This window comes from Paenibacillus sp. IHB B 3084 (assembly GCF_001447315.1).
In the GTDB taxonomy this organism is placed as follows: domain Bacteria; phylum Bacillota; class Bacilli; order Paenibacillales; family Paenibacillaceae; genus Paenibacillus.
Genome location: NZ_CP013203.1, coordinates 3,488,582 through 3,507,471 on the forward strand (window position 1 = coordinate 3,488,582; position 18,890 = coordinate 3,507,471).

Consider the following 18,890-nt stretch of genomic DNA (forward strand, 5'->3'; position numbering starts at 1 on the left):
AGGGCTAATATGTCTATCCCGTTCGATCCACATACGATCTTGCGTACACCTTATCTATTCTTTACAGGAAAGGGGGGTGTCGGCAAGACGTCAACAGCTTGCGCAGCGGCAGTAGCACTGGCTGACTCCGGCAAACGTGTCCTGCTTGTGAGCACCGACCCTGCCTCCAATTTGCAGGACGTTTTTGATATGAAGCTTTCCAATCATCCAGTCTCCATTGAGGGAGTGCCTAATCTGGATGTAGCCAATCTGGACCCTGAAACCGCTGCGGCAGAATATAAGGCGAAGGTTGTCAATCCTTACCGGGGCGTTCTGCCGGATGCAGTTATTCAAACCATGGAGGAGCAGCTATCTGGTGCCTGTACGGTGGAAATTGCTGCCTTTGACGAATTCACCTCTTTGCTGACAAACAAAGAAATAAGAGTGAAGTACGATCATATCCTGTTCGATACCGCACCTACGGGTCATACGCTGCGTCTGCTTCAATTGCCTTCGGCCTGGAGCGGGTTCCTGGAGGAGAGCACTCACGGCGCCTCTTGCCTTGGGCCGCTGGCCGGTTTGGAGTCCAAGCAGGTTTTGTATGGAGAGGCGGTTCAAACGCTGTCAGATGGAGAACAGACCACACTTATTTTGGTCACCCGTCCGGAAGCCTCTCCTTTAGTGGAAGCAGGACGTGCATCATCGGAACTCAGAGGAACGGGGATTGCGAATCAACTGCTCGTCATTAACGGCGTATTGACCGACTATTCCGATGAAGATAGGGTAGCAGTAGCTTTCTTTAACAGGCAGGCGCAGGCGCTAGAGCAAATGCCAAAAGAACTACAAGAGCTTCCGAGCTATTCCATCCCTCTTGCTCCGTTTAACGTGACCGGGATTGAGCATTTGCGCGAGTTTTTCCAATCATCCCCTTCAGGTACGGCTGTTGCCGCTACGGCTTCCGCAGATCAGAAACTTACCATGCCCCCACTTGACACCTTAATTCAGGATCTGGAGGCAAATAACATTCGGGTCATCTTCACCATGGGTAAAGGGGGCGTAGGGAAGTCTACGGTCGCATCCGCCATTGCGGTTGGACTGGCTGGACGGGGACACCGTGTCCACCTGAGCACGACAGATCCGGCCGCTCATTTGGAGTATGTTCTCGGTGAAGCCACTGGACGGATCTCGCTTAGCCGGGTAGATCCGAAGCTGGAACTGGAGAGATATCAAGCTCAGGTGATGAGCAATAATGCGGATGCCTTGGATGAGGAAGGGATAGCCTTCCTGGAAGAGGATTTACGTTCACCTTGCACAGAAGAAATTGCGGTATTTCGGGCATTTGCTGATCTAGTAGAACGCGCCGAAGAGGAGATCGTAGTGATTGATACGGCTCCGACCGGACACACACTGTTACTGCTGGATGCGACAGAGGAGTATCACAAGGAAATCTCCCGTTCTTCCGGTGTCATTCCGGCCTCTGTGCAGCATCTGCTGCCCCGGCTGCGTGATCCCAAGGAGACGAGTGTCGTTATTGTAACGCTGGCGGAGGCAACGCCAGTGCATGAAGCGTCACGGTTGGAGAGCGATCTGGACCGGGCAGGGATTCCAGTCAAGTGGTGGACGATCAATCAAAGCTTCGCGGCTGCTGGAACGACAGATCCAGTCCTGAACGGACGGGCCCAAGCGGAGCTGGAATGGATTAACCGCGTGAACCACATGTCAGATGCACATGCCGTTATTATTCCCTGGGTACCCCATGAGATTACAGGATATGAACAGCTCAAAGCCCTCGGAGAAGCAAATTTGGAATAGATACCGGAGGTACTAAAATGACAATTACCGATGAAGCGAGAGAGTTTATTGAAAAGATGATGAAGGAAGCTGGAGTATCTACCTTGCGTATTGGATATGCCGGAGCAGGCTGCTGTGGGCCCAGCTACCAGTTGTCCCTTGAGAAGCCACAAGAGAACGATGCGGTAAGTCTAGTCAATGAGGTCGAGGTGGCGGTTGACCCGCAGGTGGCTGACCAGGTTAGTGGACTTACCCTTGGATACATTCAAGATGAGCAAGGTGCTGGACTAACGATGAGTGGCGGCAGCAGCTGCTGTTAAGCCGATAGGAGGACAACGATGATGGCGAATTATCATACGCTTGTAGAGAACAAAGTATATATTGGTGGAGAGAGTGCATTGCTCCAAGCACTTCAAGAGCAAGAGATCTCAGATGTTTTTGATCTGAGAGATAACGGCACAGAGGCAGAAGGATTTCCGGCAAAGGTAACGCGTCATCACTATCCGATTGTGGAAGATGAGACTGGCCAGGAGGCTTCTGTGCAAGCCGCTATTCAGGCTGTTAAAGAAGCGGTGAACAGCGGGAAGACCGTGTATTTCCATTGCGCCGGTGGACGGAATCGTACAGGAACCGTAGCAACTGGAGTGTTGCTTGAGCTGGGTTTGGCTACCACAGTGGAAGAGGCGGAAGCCTTGGCCAAAGAAAAACGTCCGGATATCAATATCAAGCAAGAGATGCGTGATGTGTTGAAAGGTTTTTATCCATCCAAGTAATTTAATCTATACAGTAAAGGGACAATTTCCTATGGGAGATTGTCCTTATTTTCTTTCAAGAAGCATGGATTATGCTATTTTTAGCATTCGAAATTTAATGACAGACCAAATAGGGAATTATCTCTTCAAACGTAATACTTGTTGTCTGACTTCCTTTTGCTGCGATCTATGTTGTTCTTCCATTTCGTCATGATGTTGTTTCCGCTCACTTTGACTCATATTTTTAACGTCTTTAATGGCGTTACTGACTTTGAAATGATAGCCACCATCCGGATCAAGTTGTTTTTTCATCTTATCCTTTCCCCAAGACTCTCCATCGTACCACGCCATTTGGAGTTGAAAAACGACTTCGTCCGCAAGTGCTTCAGTTGGAAGCTCCATGATTAATGCTTCAGCGACCCCATCTCTTAACACCACACAGTATCTACTGTTATGAACGATTGAATAGTACAATCGGAAGATCCTCCTTTATAGAGAAGATATATCCTTTGATGACATGTGAATTATGTTCTTTATACAGTAATATTTCCTTCAATTTTCCTTTCATTTCTATGGCATCAAAATTCACTTTTTCATCCAGTACAAACGATTTTCATATGCAATCGTTAAAAACACCTTATTATTGTTAGGAATAACGCATTCTAGGGAATGTCCAGAGGAGCAAAAAAAGAAGGGATTTTGGGAACTCTCCGTACTTTTTGCCAGTACTTCTCCACATACAGGGCATTCAGATATAAGCATGATATTGTGGGTGTCACATACGAGGGTACCTGCTAATGGAATAATTTGAAGGTGTAAAAGCGATGACTCCTGGCTAGTCTATTTCCTTGGATATAAGGTAAAAGAGGATTAAGTACATCATTTTATCCAAACAAGCTTTGCTATATTCGACCAACAACTTATTTCTTCCTCTTTACATTTTGATTACATAAAACTATCTCTCCCTTCATATACGAATACTAATATTATCTATGTGTTAGCCGATTATCATCGGTAATCTCAGAATAAATAATAGGGGGTACTTTATGTTTGGCAATCTTTTCAAAAAAATATTACCTATCGTTATGGTGTCATCAATCGCAGTTACTGCCGTTGTGTCAGGAGGAGCTTCTGCACAAGCAGCTTCAGACACAAAAAAAATTAAAAATGTAATTTTTTTAATTGGTGATGGCATGGGTCCATCATATATTTCTGCCTATCGGTATATGCAAGATAACCCGGCAACCCCCCTGATGGAAAAAACAGAGTTTGATCAGTATCTTGTAGGTGCTCAAACGACGTATCCGGAAGATGAGGCTCAAAATATAACAGACTCCGCTTCAGCTGCCACAGCAATGTCTGCCGGTGTTAAAACATACAATGCTGCCATTGCCGTTGATAACGATAAAACTGATGTCAAAACGGTATTAGAGCAAGCGAAGGAAAACGGGAAATCTACCGGCTTAGTTGCAACATCTGAGATCACTCATGCTACTCCTGCAGCATTTGGCGCACATGATGTTAGCCGTAAAAACATGAACGCTATTGCTGATGATTACTTTGATGAAAAAATTAATGGAAAGCACAAGGTGGATGTCCTGCTTGGTGGTGGACTAAGCAATTTTGTGCGTAAAGACCGAAACTTAACTGAAGAGTTCAAGAAAGCCGGTTACGGTTATGTCACTGATCGGGAAGGATTGCTGAACAATAAAAACGATCAAATTCTCGGTCTATTTGCCGAAGGTGGACTAGATAAAGCAATCGATCGTGCCAAAGAAACGCCTTCTTTAGAAGATATGACTAATGCTGCAATCAGTCGATTAAATAAAAATGATAATGGTTTCTTCCTGATGATTGAAGGAAGCCAAATTGACTGGGCAGGTCATGACAACGACGTGGTTGCTTCCATGAGTGAAATGGCGGATTTTGAAAAAGCATTTAAAGCAGCGATCGACTTTGCCAAGAAAGACGGCAATACATTAGTAGTTGCAACTGCTGATCATTCTACCGGCGGATTTTCGGTCGGTGCAAATGGAGAATATAACTTTAATGTAGCACCAATTAAAGCAGCAACGCGCACACCAGATTTTATGGCTAAAGAAATTGTTGCTGGCGCAAGTGTTGAAGATACACTTAAGAAATATATCTCCTTAGATCTTACAGAAAGTGAAGTTCAATCGGTCAAAACTGCTTCTGCTACAAAGGACGAAGTTAAAATCGATAATGCCATTGAAGCCATCTTCAACACTCGTTCATTTGCTGGCTGGACAACAGGTGGTCATACTGGAGAAGATGTGCCGGTCTATGCTTACGGGCCAGGGAAAGAATTGTTTACGGGACTTATCGATAATACAGATAATGCAAAGAACATTTTTGACATTCTGAAAAAAAGCAAATAAATAACAAAAGAAAAAAGGGGTATTTGGATTCATAAACTGTGACCCGAAAGATGGACACTTTGAAAAAAAAGTGACTTCTCTCGGGTCTCTTTGCGTTTATAATCGATATACTGAAAGGTTGGGGATACAAAATTGGGAACCGTTGGTCTACCGAGCTGGCAGCTCTAAAGGCCTATCAGGAGGGGAAAACTCCTGCGGACATCTTCAGCGAGGCAGGATTCAACTTAGATATGATCGGACGGGAGAATCCGAATAGATGCTTAAAACGTTGGAGGAAAACCTTGGCTTCTCAAGGTGAAGCAGGTCTTCTGGAAGAGCAACGAGGAAAAGGCAGCACGGGAAGGCCCGCAGCAGAGCAGTCGATGGAGAAGAAGCTTGCACAAGCTGAGGCACGTATAAAGCTATTTGTTGTGCTCAAAAAACAGTGTATCAGTTTTTAAATTGAAGATTGTAGAGCAATTTTAACCTCTAATTTGGGATTCGAAAGTTCAGTCACCTAACATTTACAGCCATTTTGAAGACCCGCCGTTATGTAAGGTTGTCGAAATGGTGAGGAGAGAGTATAGTTTGTATGTATTTATTTTGTGCGGGAAGAGGTTAATATGGCGACAATTCACGATGTAGCGTTAAAAGCCGGTGTGTCGGTCACTACAGTATCCCGTGTAATGAATAACCGGGGATATATCAGCGAAACTACACGCAAAAAAGTGTTCGACGCAATGGAGGAACTTAATTATCAACCGAATGAAATAGCACGATCTCTATTGCGCAAGCAGTCTAATATTATTGGCCTGATTATTCCCGATGTCTCGCATCCTTTCTTCAGTGAGCTTGCCAATCAGGTCGAGTTCTATGCCTATCAGCAAAACTGCAAGGTCCTGCTGTGCAATTCCCATATGGATCCCGTGAAGGAAAAAGTGTATATCGATATGTTGAAGCGGAACCGGGTGGATGGCATCATTATGGGTAGCCATACATTAGAAGTAGAAGAGTACCGACATTTGAATTCACCGATCGTGACGTTTGATAGGCAGATTGACCCGTATATTCCTTACATATCCTCGGATAATTATCGCGGAGGCGAGCTGGCTACGGAGCTGCTCATTCGCAAAGGCTGCCAGAAAATTGCGCATATATGCGGAAATCTGGAGCTGAACATGCTGTCCAATGAGCGGACCAAAGCATTCCGGGATGTCGTGGGCAGGGATGGTGTCCAGCATGTGATCGTTCAAACAGACTTGAATGTGTTCGATCAGAAGGAGTACGAGCGAATCATTTCAAAACTCGTTCATGAACATCCGGATGTGGATGGAGTGTTCGCAACAAGTGATATTATTGCGGCTTTTGCGCTGAAAGAATATATTCGCGCTGGAAGGCATGTGCCAGAGAATGTGCGCATTGTAGGCTTCGATGATGTAAGCGTTGCTTCCTGGCTGACGCCGGAACTTACATCGGTAAGACAGCCGATTGCAGACATCGGCAGACTGGCGGTCGAGCTGATCCGCAGGCAGGCGGAAGGGGAGCAGGTACAACCTGTCAATCTGCTGCCTGTTGAACTAATTGAGCGTGCAACGACCTGAATGAAAATCTGTTCCTCTAACAAGGGGAACAGATTTTTTTTAGTACATGTTAAAAATTCAACATGTCAAACGATTGACACAAGTTAAACCTTTAACATATAATCCGTTTGTAAGCGTTTTATTTAAGTGTTCAGAGCCATTATATAAATAAGGGGATGACAACAATGAGGAAATTCAAAAGAGTTCAATGGATGGTAATGCTGCTTCTTTTGGTTATGGTGGTGTCTGCATGCAGTGGCTCCGGAGGAGAAGGTAATTCGGCTTCTGGAGGGGGATCAGGGGATTCGAAAAATGTGAAAATTACGCTTTTGAACTCCAAAGGCGAAATCCTTCCACAGCTGGAGGAAGCCGCGAAGGCGTTCCAGAAAGACAATCCGGGCATTACTGTTGAAATCCAGCCGGTTCCGACTGGTGGATCTCCTTTTGAGCGTGCCTCTGCATTGTATGCATCAGGAAACCCGCCGACCATGATCATGCTAGATACAGGTGATGTTGAGAAATTTAAGGACCGTATCCTCGATCTAAGCGGGGAAAAGTGGAATGCGGACACTGTTGAAAACGCTACCACTGCTACGACATTTGATGGTAAAAATTACGCGTTTCCACTGGCTGTTGAAGGCTACGGATTCATTTACAACAAAGCCGTTGTAGATAAAGCGGTGGGCGGAAGCTTTGATCCCACCACAATTAAAACCCGAAATGACCTTGAAAAACTGTTTCAGCAAATCGAGACATCCGGAAAGAAAGCACTGGTGATTTCATCAATGGACTGGTCCCTGGGCGCTCATTATTTGCCTCTTGCTTATGCAGGCCAGAACAAAGACATGGCTGAAGTGGACAAATTCATGGCGTCACTAAAAGCGGGCCAGGCGGACTTGGCTAATAATCCTGTATTTAACGGACTTATGGATACATTCGACGTCATGATGAAATACAATATCGATCAGGCTTCTCCGCTAGCAGGAACTTATGAACGCGGACCGGAACTGCTCGGCAAAGGTGAAGTTGGCATTTGGTTCATGGGCAACTGGGCATGGCCGCAAATCAACAGTTTTGATACCGCTAACAAAGAATATGGTTTTCTGCCTGTACCAATCAGCAACAATGCCGATGACTACGGCAATCAGGAGATTTCGTCTGCTGTATCCAAGCGCATTGTTATTGACAAGGAGAAGGCTACTCCAGAACAGCAAGAGGCGGCGAAGAAGTTCCTGAACTGGATCGTCTATGAAGAGAAAGGCCAGGATTTCCTCGTGAACCAAGCAAACATCATCCCGGCGTTCAAAAATATTACACTGCCTGCGGCCGATCCGCTTGGCAAGTCCATCCAGGATTATATCGCAAAAGGCAAGTCAGAGCAGTCGATGAGCATGCTGCCTGCCGATCACTGGTCCAAGACAGGATCTTCCATGCAAAAATATCTGGCGAAACAGGGCGACCGCGCAACACTGGCCAAAGAAATCGAAGACTACTGGAAAACAGCAAAATAAGGTTATTTTCAAATAACCCGGAATAGAGAGAGAAATCCGGAATAAAGAGAGGGATCATCATGATTGCGGAAAAAGGAGTATGGAACCGGTTGCGGTCACGGCTGCTGTTTACCGGACCAACCTTGTTTGCCTTCATAACGGTAATGATCATTCCATTTTTGTACGGCATCTATCTGACGTTCACAAACTGGGATGGTATTTCCACGACACTATCGCTGGTTGGCGTCCAAAACTACCTGGCCGTTTTTCGGGATAATGAGTTTTGGAAATCGTTCGGCTTGACGCTCGAGTATGTGTTTTATACCGTTATTCTTATCAATGTCGTCGCTTTTATGCTGGCGTATGTGCTGATAAAAGGTTTAAAGGGACAGAAAATTTTCCGGGCGGGATTTTTCCTGCCCAACCTTGTCGGCGGCATTGTACTCGGTTTTATCTGGCAGTTCATCTTCAACAACGTGCTTGTCTATTTGGGACAACATGCCGGCATTCAGTCGCTCAGCACGACTTGGCTGGCTGATCCCGACAAAGCGTTCTGGGCACTCGTGATTGTAACCGTGTGGCAGAACGTGGGTTACATGATGGTCATTTACATCGCGGGATTGAGCGGTGTGCCGAATGATATTATGGAGGCCGCAAGCATTGATGGGGCGAACAGCTGGATCAGACTGCGGAAAATGGTGCTGCCCTTGATGGTTCCTTCTTTCATCGTATGTATATTCTTGTCCCTGCAGCGCGGATTTATGGTCTATGACGTGAACCTCGCGCTCACGAAAGGCGGCCCGTTCAGCAGTACTCAAATGGTGTCGATGCATGTGTATGAAAAGGCATTCCTTTCCCGTGATTATGGTGTGGGGCAGGCGGAAGCATTCGTGCTGTTCCTGATGGTTGCTCTCATCACCCTGCTCCAGGTTTATTTTAGTAAGAAGTTGGAGGTGGAGGCGTAATGACAAGCAAAAAAGCCGCTTCCTCCGTGATCAAATTCATTGTGCTGACAGTCGTGCTCATATTGTTCATCGTACCGTTCGTTTTTCTGCTGATCAATTCGTTCAAGGAAAACAAGGCCATCACCTCGAACCCGTTATCGCTTCCAGAGAGCTTCAATATGGTCAATTATATGAATGCGTTCGATAAAATGAATTACATCGATGCCTTCACCAACTCATTGGTCATAACGGTGTTAAGTGTCTTCTTTATCTCACTGTTCGCGGCGATGACGGCTCATTATTTTGTCAGAAACAACACCAAGTTCAACCAATATACGTTTATGCTGATGGTTGCTTCCATGATCATTCCGTTTCAGGCCATCATGATTCCATTGGTGAAAATTTACGGCTCACTTGATCTTCTGAACAGCAAGTGGTCGCTGATTTACATGTACATCGGTTTTGGAAGCTCGCTGGCCGTCTTCATTTATCATGGATTCGTGAAGAGCATTCCGAAGGAACTGGAGGAAGCGGCGCTGATTGACGGCTGCACGCGGATTCAGACATTCTTCCGAATCGTGTTTCCGGTACTGATGCCCACGACAGCCACCATTTCCATTCTCAATGTGCTGTGGGTCTGGAATGATTTTCTGCTACCTTCCCTCATTCTGGTTGATCCGGAGCAAAGGACACTTCCGTTGTCCACGTATAACTTTTATGGAACCTATACAGTGGATTACGGTCCGTTAATGGCAAGTTTGGTACTGACGATATTTCCGATCATTATCATCTATCTGTTCGCCCAGAAATATATTATTCAGGGTGTTATGCAAGGTTCGATTAAATAACTGCAGGGGAAGGATGCTTTATCAAACAAACTAGAGCGTATACGAGAGAGTGTGCAGATCAATTTATCTCCCAATCGAAGCATATGCTTCGGCCGGATTATCGGCTGCACTACCATTTAATGGCTGAATTCGGCTGGATGAATGATCCGAACGGCTTCATTCAATATAACGGGCAGTATCACTTGTTCTATCAACATTACCCGTATAAATCAGTATGGGGACCGATGCACTGGGGACATGCAGTCAGCCGCGATCTTATGAAGTGGGATTATCTGCCGATCGCTTTGGCACCGGACGGTGAGTTCGACCAGGATGGCTGCTTCTCCGGCAGTGCGATTGAGCAGGACGGGAAGCTTGTCCTGATGTATACCGGACATGTTGTAACCGGGCCTGACAAAGATCAGGATTACAAGCAGTCGCAGGGAATCGCAGTATCAGAAGACGGAGTAACGTTCGAAAAGTGGGAGGGCAACCCGGTCATCGGTTATGACGCCGTACCAGACACGGTCAGCCGTAAAGACTTCCGTGACCCTAAGGTGTTCAGGCACGAAGATCAATATTACGCCGTTCTCGGTTCTAATGATGCCAAAGGGAACGGACTTGTACTGCTTTATCGTTCTGAAGACCTGAAAAGCTGGACGTATGTCAATGTACTAGCCGTGAGTGACGGACGCTTCGGCGATAATTGGGAGTGCCCCGATCTGTTCCCGCTCGGCGGTCGGCACGTATTTATGCTGTCCCCGCAGCGGATGCCTGCCCAGGGGGAAGCTTACCACAATCTGCATTCCACCATGTACGGTATTGGTGATTTCAATTCTGCGGCCGGAACATTTACGGCAGAACGGTATGCTCAGGTGGATCACGGATTCGATTTCTATGCCCCGCAGTCAACCTTGGATGATAAAGGGCGGCGTATCGTCATCGGATGGATGGATATGTGGGAGTCGGAGATGCCGACCCAGCAGGGGCACCATTGGGCTGGTGCGATGAGTCTTCCGCGGGAAGCGGTTATCGACGGCGCCAGGCTGCTGTTCCGTCCGCTTGAAGAGGTAAAGAATTACCGATGCAATCTGTTCGAGCAGCGGGATATCTTACTGACAGGTGAGCAGATGATGGACACGCGCGGAGATAGCTACGAACTGAAGGTCGTATTTGAGTTTGAGTCCAGTAACACCGATGAATTCGGTTTGAAACTGCGGGTGGGTAGCGAAGAGGAGACTGTACTGTCGTACCGTCCCGATGACGGTCTGTTCCGTTTCAACCGAGAACGTGCCGGTATAGGCCCGGGCGGAGAGAGAAGAGTGCCTTTGGATTTACACGAGGGCCGTCTGGAGCTTCGGGTTTTTGTCGATAAAAGCTCGGTGGAAATATTCATCGGCGACGGTGAATACATCCTCACAGGAAGAGTGTATCCGGGAGTGGAATCTACGGGCATTCGAGCGTTCGCGAGCGGAAAGTGTACGATTGCTTCGTTTCAGAAGTGGGATATATCCACATAGAAATGCATGACAAACAGGAACCCGACCATTGATGGTCAGGGCTCCTGTTTTTTTGTAGGATTGTGATCGTGTGATTTACACAAGCTTATTTTGAAGATAGGCATCAATTTTTGCGAGGGCTTCTTCTGTACCGCCAGATTGCTGGAAGCTATCATTTATTTTTTGTACGCCCTCTTTATACGCCGCGTTCGACATTACCTCATCTACGGCACCTCTTAACGATTGGACATTGATTTGGTCTTTGGTTATTCGATAGCCAGCTTGAAGTTCTGTTAACCGCTGAGCGACCATGGGCTGATCCTTGTCCTGAGGCAGAACGACCAAGGGCACATTAAAGTGAATTCCTTCATTTACACTGTTCATTCCACCATGAGTAATAAATACATCTGAATGACGTAATACCTCCAATTGAGGAACATAGGGAGAGATGATAAAGTGCTCTGGGGCTGGATTGATTTTCGTAAAGTCAGCTTTCTCGCCTGCCGCAATCACGACGATGCCTTCAAAATCGGAAAATGCTTCAATACAAGTGTTAAAAAAGTCTTCAATATGATCCAAAATGGTTCCCATTGAAATATACAAAACCTTGTCATTTTGTAATACATCCAAAGGAAAAGAATGTTCTCCTTTGCGCTCAGGAAAGCTGGGACCGATAAAAAGGTTCTCCTCACCAAGACGGTCCGCGTCCGGTTGGAAATATCTGCTGGTGTATACAACGTTTAGAGCCCCTGTATTGTTCATAAATTGAACCATATCTTTGGGAGCAACACCGAATCTTTCTTTTATGAGATGTAGTGAGGTCGTGGCCTGTTCATCAAGTTGAAATGGCTCTTTTCCATTAGAGCGAAAGAGATTGGTAGCCATCCGATTCTGTGAAATCAGAAAAGATGGGGATGAAGCAATACCAGGGATTTTCAAATAGTCTCTAACTAACTCGCCAGCTCCGAATCTATCATAGAATACAAAGTCAAAATCAGTGCTTTCAGACAGTTGCTTAGTGATTGCTAATATGTCCATCGAAGTCTGAATATGAATATTCATAAATGCACTCAACCCAGCCGGAGTACCGGAATCAATAGAACCAGTCCTGATCAGATCGGTATGCAGGTGAACCGTTGCTCCAACGGCTTCGAGTCTGTCCTTGTATTTCTCAGTTGTAATGTAATGTACTTGGTCCCCTCGTGCTGCAAAGGCTTGCGTCATCCCGATCGTAGGGTTCACATGTCCTTCTGCCGGAAAGTTAACCATTAATATGTTTAACATTCATCATTACTCCTTTTCTCTACAATTAAGATCGCAGTTTTCACTGAATCTCTCAATCCATAATAACAATAATATTTATTTTTTCAAATGATATCCTTTCAAAATTATGAAACACATGTTGGCATGAAATGTGTATAACAAATATTTAACTCGTGCATAGTAAAGGCGAACTCTACTTAGCAAGGGAGGTTTTTTCTAAGTGAATGTTCAAAGAGCGCAAGAAATAGCGTCCTCTTCCATTATGGCGAATGTGTTGTGTGATGGGTTACCCATTTATATTCAGCATGTGAACGAGCAGAGTGAGACGGCACGCATTTATGCGCTGAACCATCCAGAAGAGGAACGGGAAGTACCTTTGTACACGTTAACGGAACGAGATCAGGCACTGGAATAAGAAAGGAGCGATATGAAAAATGAAACCAAATCAACAGAAAGTAGTCGAGGCAGACCGTTTGAATTTTCGTGACCAGACGGATGATGTGGTTAGAGAAGTGCCGGCCACGACGGATGCCAGCGAAGCAGTTGCAGCAATAACCTCACATATCAATAAATACGATGTACCGGATGAGTTGGAGGAGAAATAGAGAATGACCGAGCGCGCACAGGATAACCTGTTGCGTGCTTTTTATATGATGCATAAAGGATAACCAAAGATTTAGCAGCTCTGCAAGGGGCTGCTTCTTTTTATTGTTTCGAAAGCATCATACATTTTTTTAAAAAAAGTATTGCATATAGGTTTACTAGGTATTATGATAACAACAGATTTATATTTTTTTGTTTTTCACAATGGTATAAGGTTTAGACCTTAAAGATTTATGATCGGAGTGTTCATATGTTAATCCAAACTCCTCTGCGCTTTGAAAAAGTATCGGCTAAAAAGTGAGTGATTTTATTAGAGAGCAGTTGGAAGAGGCTATTATTTTAAAGGAATTGCTTAGCGAGGAGCAACTACCGACAGAGCGGGAACTCGCAGAAATATTTAATGCCAGTAGAATTACAGTCCGTGAGGCGTTATCTCAATTGGAATCCAAGGGACTCATTGAGAAGAGGGTAGGTGCCAAGGGAGGGACCTTTGTTCTTCCCGTGACGGCAAACTCTCATAAACGTACCCGGGAAGAAGTTGCAAAAGATTGGGAGCACATGCTGAAGGTCTTTGAATATCGGATGATTGTGGAGCCGGAGGGTGCTTTTTTAGCGGCTGCGCGGATCACCACGGATGAACTGGACCTGCTTCAGCATTACCTGGAACAGAGCATTGAAGCGGACTGTACCCGAGAATGGTTTCGGGCCTTGGATGTTAAATTCCATCTGGCCATTGCCAAAGCATCTGGCAATCCATTTTGTGAAGATGCGGTTAGGCAGATTCGTACCAAGATTAACCCGGCACTTGATCTCATGCCCTATGATGATCAGATTCGGACGGTGAACTACGACATCCATACGGAAATTCTGAGTGCACTTCGGGCACGGGATGCTGAGAAGTCGCGGGAAGTGATGAGGCACCATATCGGACATTCCGCAGATGCCATTTATGCAAGATTGGTTGCAAAAGGCTAGACGGTGTCCTACAGAAAAAGAACACGATTTGAGCAGGGATGGTGAAACATGAATATACATGAGCTTTTGGTTTTATCTAGACCGCTTCAGGAGCAATTGATCAATTGGCGTAGGGATTTTCATCTCCATCCTGAAACGGGTTATGAAGAGATTCGTACGTCGGGCATTGTAGCTGAGCACTTACGTAGCCTTGGATTGGAGGTAACAACCCAGGTAGGGAAAACCGGGGTTGTGGGTCTGTTACGAGGAAAAAGCCCGGGACCTACCATCGGTCTAAGGGCAGATATGGATGCATTACCGATTCAGGATCAAAAAACGGTTCCCTATCGTTCACAGATTCCGGGTAAGGCACATTTGTGCGGGCATGATGCCCATACAGCGATCCTGATGGGAACCGCGCAGTTACTTGCTAATTTGGAGAGACCGGAACGAGGCAATATCAAATTTGTCTTTCAACCGGCTGAAGAAGGTTTGGCCGGGGCCAAGGCTATGATCGATGACGGTGTGTTGGAAAATCCAAAAGTAGATGCTATGGCAGGACTACATATGTTCCCGGGTTTGAAGACAGGAACACTTGGGGTCAGCAAAGGGGTGGCTTTTGCATCCGCAGATAGCTTAACGATTAAAATTATAGGCAAAGGTGGCCATGCTGCTCGTCCACATGAGGGGATAGACGCGATTGCCGTGTCCGCGCAGGTTATTTCTGCCCTGCAAAATATTCCAAGCCGTCTGGTTGATCCACTTGAACCCATTGTCATTACGATTGGTAAAATTAGTGGCGGTTATATGGGAGCTGCCATTGCACCTGAAGTAGAGATGATCGGCACCGTTCGAACTTTATCTGCGGAACTGCGCAGTCGAATGCCTGAGCTAATTGAACAGGTGGTTCGTGGGGTATGTGAGTCATTCGGGCCGGGTATGAATTAAATTATCAGCTTGGTTACCCGGTTGTTCAGAACGACCCGGATATGGTTGATTTAATGACCGAAACCAGTGAGCAACTGTTTGGCTCCAAGGAGTGGAACTACATCAAACCGTCAACAGGCGGGGAGGATTTCGCTTTTTATTGTGAGCAGGTACCCGGTGTTTTCTTCCGGTTGGGCTCGGGGAGAGGAGATGAAGATACAAGCTATCCATTGCATCATCCCAAGTTTGATTTGGATGAATCGGTACTGCCTTATGGAGTAGCCATGATGTCGGCCATAGCGCTGAATTTTTTGAAGACAAAATAAAAATTGGGATTAAGACGCTCAGAAGCAGCTGTGTGGCAATATACAACCTCAATGGACTGGAGTGGACAAGATGAATAGACATAAGTGGTTTACAAGCGGGATTACGTTACTGATTGCTGCGATGATCCTGGCAGGCTGCGGTGCCCCATCCACAGGCGGTAGTAAAGACACCGCAACATCGACATCGACCGGCAGTAAAGTACTGACGATAGCGAATGCTACGGATATTGAGAGCTTTGATCCTCATAACAATAACAATACGGCGAGTGAAGCCGTTCTGGTTAACGTATTTGACTACTTGTTGAAAAATGATAGTCAGCAGAAGAAAGTACCTGGACTCGCAACTTCTTGGGAAAAGGTAAATGATACGACTTGGCGTTTTCACTTGCGCGAAGGGGTTACCTTCCATAACGGTGATCCATTCACGGCGGAAGATGTGAAGTATACGATAGAAAGAGTTGCAAAGGATAACACACTCAAACAAAATTCCTACTTTAAAAATATTAAACAAGTGAAAGTGGTAGATGAACATACAGCAGACATCGTAACAGACGGACCAGACCCGTTGCTGTTGAATCGTTTATCCAAAATGGGAGCAGGGATCTTACCTTCCAAGTATATTGAGAAAAATGGGATAGAGGCATTCCTTAAAAATCCAATAGGTACAGGCCCTTATAAATTTAGTCAATGGATTAAGGATGATCGTGTAGTACTGGTTAAAAACGATAAGTATTATGAAGGTCAGCCGAAATGGGATCAAGTTGTTTTTCGTTCCATCCCGGAAGCCTCTACGCGTGTATCTGAGCTGCTCGCAGGCTCGATTGACATTGCATCTGGTATCCCTTCCACGGATATAGAACGTATTCAAGGCGAAGAGGGTAAAAAAATCGTTAAGGCTCCGATCCAGCGTGTGCTGCAATTGATTTTACGTCAAAGTCAGGGCAGTGTTACGGCGGACTCCAAAGTGAGAGAAGCGATAGATCTTGCGATTGATAAAAAGGGAATCGTAGACAGCATCGCAGGCGGTGCTGGGATTGTAACCCGTACTTCCGTTACACCAGGCAACTTTGGTGCTGATCCTTCTCTGTATGAGAAAACATTATATGATCCGACTAAAGCCAAAGAACTGCTCAAGCAAGCGGGTTACACTGGTGAAGGCCCAACATTAACCCTTTCAGTATCCTCAATATACAAAGAGTATGCCGAGGTCGTAGCCGCCGTGTTAGATAAAGAAGGCTTCAAAATTAAATTGGACGTACTGGAGCCAAGTGCTTTCAGTGAGCGTTACAGTTCCAAATCCTTTAAAGAAATGTTTATGATCGGGATTGGAAATTCCCTGTTTGACGCTTCCAACAACTATAACCGCTATCTGTTAGAAGAGGCAAAAGGGGAAACGGATTATAACAATCCGAAGGTAGAGAAGCTGTTGCAGCATGCACTGACGAATCTGGATACAGCTTCGCGCGAAAAAGAGTATCAGCAAGTGCAACAGATATTGGCGGAAGATCGTCCAGCCGTATATCTGTTCCAAATGGAAGGGATTTATGGCACCGGTAACGGCGTGAATTTCCAACCGAGAAGCGATGAGATGTTCTACGCAGAGGATATTACACCTGCAAAATAAAGAAGAGAAGTGAACGGGCGGGGACCTCAATGAAGGTTCCTGCCCGTCCTTTTAAAAAAAGCCTGCTGGTTACGGAGGTGACAGATTGAAAACGTATATCGCCAAATCACTGCTGCAGGTTATTCCTGTACTGCTGATTGTCTCCCTTATTGTATTCATCCTGGTGAGGGTAACCGGAGACCCTGTAGCTCTTATGCTGCCGGAGACCGCTACAGCTGAGGATCGTGCGATATTGACACAAGCGCTCGGGCTAGATCAGCCCTTATATACGCAATACATTAAATTTATTGGCAGTGCCTTACAAGGAGATTTTGGCACCTCGTTTCGCTATGGTGAATCGGCTTTGCCATTAGTGTTGGAACGGCTGCCTGCTAGTTTTGAATTGGCAGTAGCTGCCATGATTTTTGCGGTCATCATTGCAGTGCCGTTGGGCGTCATCTCAGCAGTCAAACGTAATACCTTTACCGATTTAATCATTTCCAGTTTATCTGTAGTCGGAAAGGCCATGCCTAACTTTTGGATGGGGATTATGCTCATTTTATTATTCTCCGTCATGTTGGGAGTGCTTCCGGTGTCCGGCCGGGGCGGAATGGAGCATTTAATACTTCCGGCCTTTACACTGGGTGTCGGCCTTTCTGCACAGATGACCCGACTCATTCGCTCTAGTATGCTGGACATTTTGAATCAGGACTATATTCGAACAGCCCGAAGTAAAGGGATTCTCGAAATCGTGGTTATCGGAAAGCATGCTTTTCGCAATGGATTGATTCCGGTCGTCACGATTATGAGCTTGCAATTTACGAGCTTGATTGGCGGCACTCTGATTACTGAGACGGTATTTGCATGGCCGGGTTTGGGGCAGTTACTTGTCGTCGCTGTGAATACGCACGACATGGCTATCGTTCAGGCCGCTGTATTTGTGATTGCCTTTATTGTGGTCATCAGCAATATTTTAACCGATGTCGTTTACCGACTGCTTGATCCAAGAATTAAATACAACTAGAGAGGAGAGGAGGAAGTGTGGCAGGCATTCATGATGTACAAGCCCTTGGCCCAGACCTAGACCTGAATGGCCAAAAGAAAACACAACCGTCCGGTATCGGGCGCATATGGAAGCAACTGTTACGAAGTAAAACTGGGACGGTCGGTGCAGTAATCATACTGCTCGTTAGCCTAACAGCTCTATTTGCACCTCTGCTGGCCACTCACAATCCTGCGGATATTGACCCGCTTAACCGACTGAAACCGCCCATGTGGCTGGCTGGTGGATTGCCGGAGCATTGGCTGGGTACAGATAATCTGGGACGGGATATGTGGAGCCGTATCGTATACGGGGCGAGAGTTTCGCTTATCGTCGGCATTGGTGCAGTTCTGGTCTCAGGCACGATTGGCGCAATTCTCGGACTCCTCGCCGGGTTTTATGGTAGATGGGTGGATGCCACCATAATGAGAGTTGCCGACGCCTTTTTGGCCATTCCGGCCATTCTGCTGATGCTGGTTGTCCTGGCCGTGGTGGGGCCTGGCATGACTACGCTTATTTTTGTTATTGGCGTTACGAATTGGGTTTCTTATACAAGGGTTGTTCGGGGCGAGGTATTGAGTATCAAGGAACGAGACTTTGTCAAAGCAGCCAAGGCGATCGGCTCTAAAAATAGCAGGATTCTGTTGAAGCACATTTTACCCAATGTCTTGTCTTCGTTTATTGTGATTTCTGGCATGAACGTGGCGACAACGATTATTATGGAAGCTTCTCTTAGTTTTCTCGGATTAGGGATCACACCACCGGCAGTGTCCTGGGGTGGAATGCTGAGCGATGGGAGACAGTATGTAGCCACGAGCTGGTGGGTGGCAACCTTTCCCGGTCTGGCGATTACCATCACGGTCCTGGGGGTCATTTTCCTCGGTGACTGGCTTCGCGACGTGTTAGATCCCCACATGAAGGCGAAAGAATAA

At 46.1% G+C, this 18,890-nt stretch carries 17 protein-coding genes and 2 pseudogenes; 17 read left to right on the forward strand and 2 right to left on the reverse strand.

The genetic code is table 11. The annotated features are described in order from the left end of the window. Positions 1-9: 9 nt before the first annotated feature. From arsA to ASL14_RS16280, 3 genes are read left to right on the forward strand one after another with little or no spacing between them, the layout of a single operon-like run. Positions 10-1,791: an arsenical pump-driving ATPase gene (gene arsA, locus ASL14_RS16270; RefSeq protein ID WP_134912426.1), complete on the forward strand. Its 1,782-nt coding sequence runs from the start codon at positions 10-12 to the stop codon at positions 1,789-1,791. Positions 1,792-1,808: 17 nt separating this feature from the next. Further along, positions 1,809-2,090: a HesB/IscA family protein gene (locus tag ASL14_RS16275; RefSeq protein ID WP_134912428.1), complete on the forward strand. Its 282-nt coding sequence runs from the start codon at positions 1,809-1,811 to the stop codon at positions 2,088-2,090. Positions 2,091-2,111: 21 nt separating this feature from the next. Next, complete coding sequence (locus tag ASL14_RS16280; RefSeq protein WP_134914559.1) at positions 2,112-2,543, forward strand: protein-tyrosine phosphatase family protein; 432 nt, start codon at positions 2,112-2,114, stop codon at positions 2,541-2,543. A 117-nt stretch (positions 2,544-2,660) separates the two neighbouring features. On the opposite strand, the gene ASL14_RS16285 is transcribed toward ASL14_RS16280, so the two are convergent. Then, positions 2,661-2,996, reverse strand: a complete 336-nt coding sequence (locus ASL14_RS16285) for a hypothetical protein (protein WP_134912430.1) — start codon at positions 2,994-2,996, stop codon at positions 2,661-2,663. 572 nt (positions 2,997-3,568) lie between these two features. Here ASL14_RS16285 and ASL14_RS16290 point away from each other — a divergent pair. The 7 genes from ASL14_RS16290 (at position 3,569) to ASL14_RS16315 (ending at position 11,261) form a co-directional block, all read left to right on the forward strand. Beyond that, complete coding sequence (locus tag ASL14_RS16290; RefSeq protein WP_134912432.1) at positions 3,569-4,921, forward strand: alkaline phosphatase; 1,353 nt, start codon at positions 3,569-3,571, stop codon at positions 4,919-4,921. A 281-nt stretch (positions 4,922-5,202) separates the two neighbouring features. Then, positions 5,203-5,361 carry a hypothetical protein gene (locus ASL14_RS27420; protein WP_189338168.1) on the forward strand — a complete coding sequence of 53 codons (159 nt, stop codon included), beginning with the start codon at positions 5,203-5,205 and terminating at the stop codon, positions 5,359-5,361. Positions 5,362-5,523: 162 nt separating this feature from the next. Next, positions 5,524-6,501 carry a LacI family DNA-binding transcriptional regulator gene (locus tag ASL14_RS16295; protein WP_134912434.1) on the forward strand — a complete coding sequence of 326 codons (978 nt, stop codon included), beginning with the start codon at positions 5,524-5,526 and terminating at the stop codon, positions 6,499-6,501. A 164-nt stretch (positions 6,502-6,665) separates the two neighbouring features. Beyond that, positions 6,666-7,991 carry an ABC transporter substrate-binding protein gene (locus ASL14_RS16300; RefSeq protein WP_134912436.1) on the forward strand — a complete coding sequence of 442 codons (1,326 nt, stop codon included), beginning with the start codon at positions 6,666-6,668 and terminating at the stop codon, positions 7,989-7,991. A gap of 59 nt (positions 7,992-8,050) precedes the next feature. Next, complete coding sequence (locus ASL14_RS16305) at positions 8,051-8,935, forward strand: carbohydrate ABC transporter permease (RefSeq protein ID WP_134912438.1); 885 nt, start codon at positions 8,051-8,053, stop codon at positions 8,933-8,935. Beyond that, the gene (locus ASL14_RS16310) at positions 8,935-9,762 is read left to right on the forward strand and encodes a carbohydrate ABC transporter permease (protein ID WP_134912440.1); all 828 of its coding nucleotides are present in this window, start codon (positions 8,935-8,937) and stop codon (positions 9,760-9,762) included. The genes ASL14_RS16305 and ASL14_RS16310 overlap by 1 nt, the downstream gene beginning before the upstream one ends. 83 nt (positions 9,763-9,845) lie before the next feature. Further along, positions 9,846-11,261, forward strand: coding sequence for a glycoside hydrolase family 32 protein (locus ASL14_RS16315; RefSeq protein WP_134912442.1), 1,416 nt, complete (start codon positions 9,846-9,848; stop codon positions 11,259-11,261). Positions 11,262-11,336: 75 nt separating this feature from the next. On the opposite strand, the gene ASL14_RS16320 is transcribed toward ASL14_RS16315, so the two are convergent. Further along, positions 11,337-12,524, reverse strand: coding sequence for a macrolide family glycosyltransferase (locus ASL14_RS16320; RefSeq protein WP_134912444.1), 1,188 nt, complete (start codon positions 12,522-12,524; stop codon positions 11,337-11,339). 199 nt (positions 12,525-12,723) lie between these two features. On the opposite strand from ASL14_RS16320, the gene ASL14_RS16325 reads away from it, so the two are divergent. From ASL14_RS16325 to ASL14_RS16350, 7 genes and pseudogenes are all read left to right on the forward strand, one after another. Continuing rightward, positions 12,724-12,918: an H-type small acid-soluble spore protein gene (locus ASL14_RS16325; protein ID WP_025723179.1), complete on the forward strand. Its 195-nt coding sequence runs from the start codon at positions 12,724-12,726 to the stop codon at positions 12,916-12,918. A gap of 19 nt (positions 12,919-12,937) precedes the next feature. Then, complete coding sequence (locus tag ASL14_RS27425; protein WP_023990428.1) at positions 12,938-13,108, forward strand: hypothetical protein; 171 nt, start codon at positions 12,938-12,940, stop codon at positions 13,106-13,108. 248 nt (positions 13,109-13,356) lie between these two features. Further along, a pseudogene (locus ASL14_RS16330) lies at positions 13,357-14,081 on the forward strand (FadR/GntR family transcriptional regulator). Positions 14,082-14,129: 48 nt separating this feature from the next. Beyond that, positions 14,130-15,313, forward strand: a pseudogene (locus tag ASL14_RS16335) (M20 metallopeptidase family protein). Positions 15,314-15,383: 70 nt separating this feature from the next. Next, a complete protein-coding gene (locus ASL14_RS16340) occupies positions 15,384-16,937 on the forward strand; it encodes an ABC transporter substrate-binding protein (protein WP_134912446.1) in 1,554 nt (517 codons plus the stop codon). Between the two features lie 85 nt (positions 16,938-17,022). After that, entirely contained in the window at positions 17,023-17,940 is a 918-nt protein-coding gene (locus ASL14_RS16345) for an ABC transporter permease (protein WP_134912448.1), read from the forward strand. Positions 17,941-17,957: 17 nt separating this feature from the next. Then, complete coding sequence (locus ASL14_RS16350; protein WP_134912450.1) at positions 17,958-18,890, forward strand: ABC transporter permease; 933 nt, start codon at positions 17,958-17,960, stop codon at positions 18,888-18,890.

What these genes read in the sequence shown, in the direction of transcription:
- arsA (WP_134912426.1), top strand. Translation starts at nt 10, where the DNA reads ATGTCTATCCCGTTCGATCCACATACGATCTTGCGTACACCTTATCTA.
- ASL14_RS16275 (WP_134912428.1), top strand. Translation starts at nt 1,809, where the DNA reads ATGACAATTACCGATGAAGCGAGAGAGTTTATTGAAAAGATGATGAAG.
- ASL14_RS16280 (WP_134914559.1), top strand. Translation starts at nt 2,112, where the DNA reads ATGGCGAATTATCATACGCTTGTAGAGAACAAAGTATATATTGGTGGA.
- ASL14_RS16290 (WP_134912432.1), top strand. Translation starts at nt 3,569, where the DNA reads ATGTTTGGCAATCTTTTCAAAAAAATATTACCTATCGTTATGGTGTCA.
- ASL14_RS16295 (WP_134912434.1), top strand. Translation starts at nt 5,524, where the DNA reads ATGGCGACAATTCACGATGTAGCGTTAAAAGCCGGTGTGTCGGTCACT.
- ASL14_RS16300 (WP_134912436.1), top strand. Translation starts at nt 6,666, where the DNA reads ATGAGGAAATTCAAAAGAGTTCAATGGATGGTAATGCTGCTTCTTTTG.
- ASL14_RS16305 (WP_134912438.1), top strand. Translation starts at nt 8,051, where the DNA reads ATGATTGCGGAAAAAGGAGTATGGAACCGGTTGCGGTCACGGCTGCTG.
- ASL14_RS16310 (WP_134912440.1), top strand. Translation starts at nt 8,935, where the DNA reads ATGACAAGCAAAAAAGCCGCTTCCTCCGTGATCAAATTCATTGTGCTG.
- ASL14_RS16315 (WP_134912442.1), top strand. Translation starts at nt 9,846, where the DNA reads ATGCTTCGGCCGGATTATCGGCTGCACTACCATTTAATGGCTGAATTC.
- ASL14_RS16320 (WP_134912444.1), bottom strand. Translation starts at nt 12,524, where the DNA reads ATGTTAAACATATTAATGGTTAACTTTCCGGCAGAAGGACATGTGAAC.
- ASL14_RS27425 (WP_023990428.1), top strand. Translation starts at nt 12,938, where the DNA reads ATGAAACCAAATCAACAGAAAGTAGTCGAGGCAGACCGTTTGAATTTT.
- ASL14_RS16340 (WP_134912446.1), top strand. Translation starts at nt 15,384, where the DNA reads ATGAATAGACATAAGTGGTTTACAAGCGGGATTACGTTACTGATTGCT.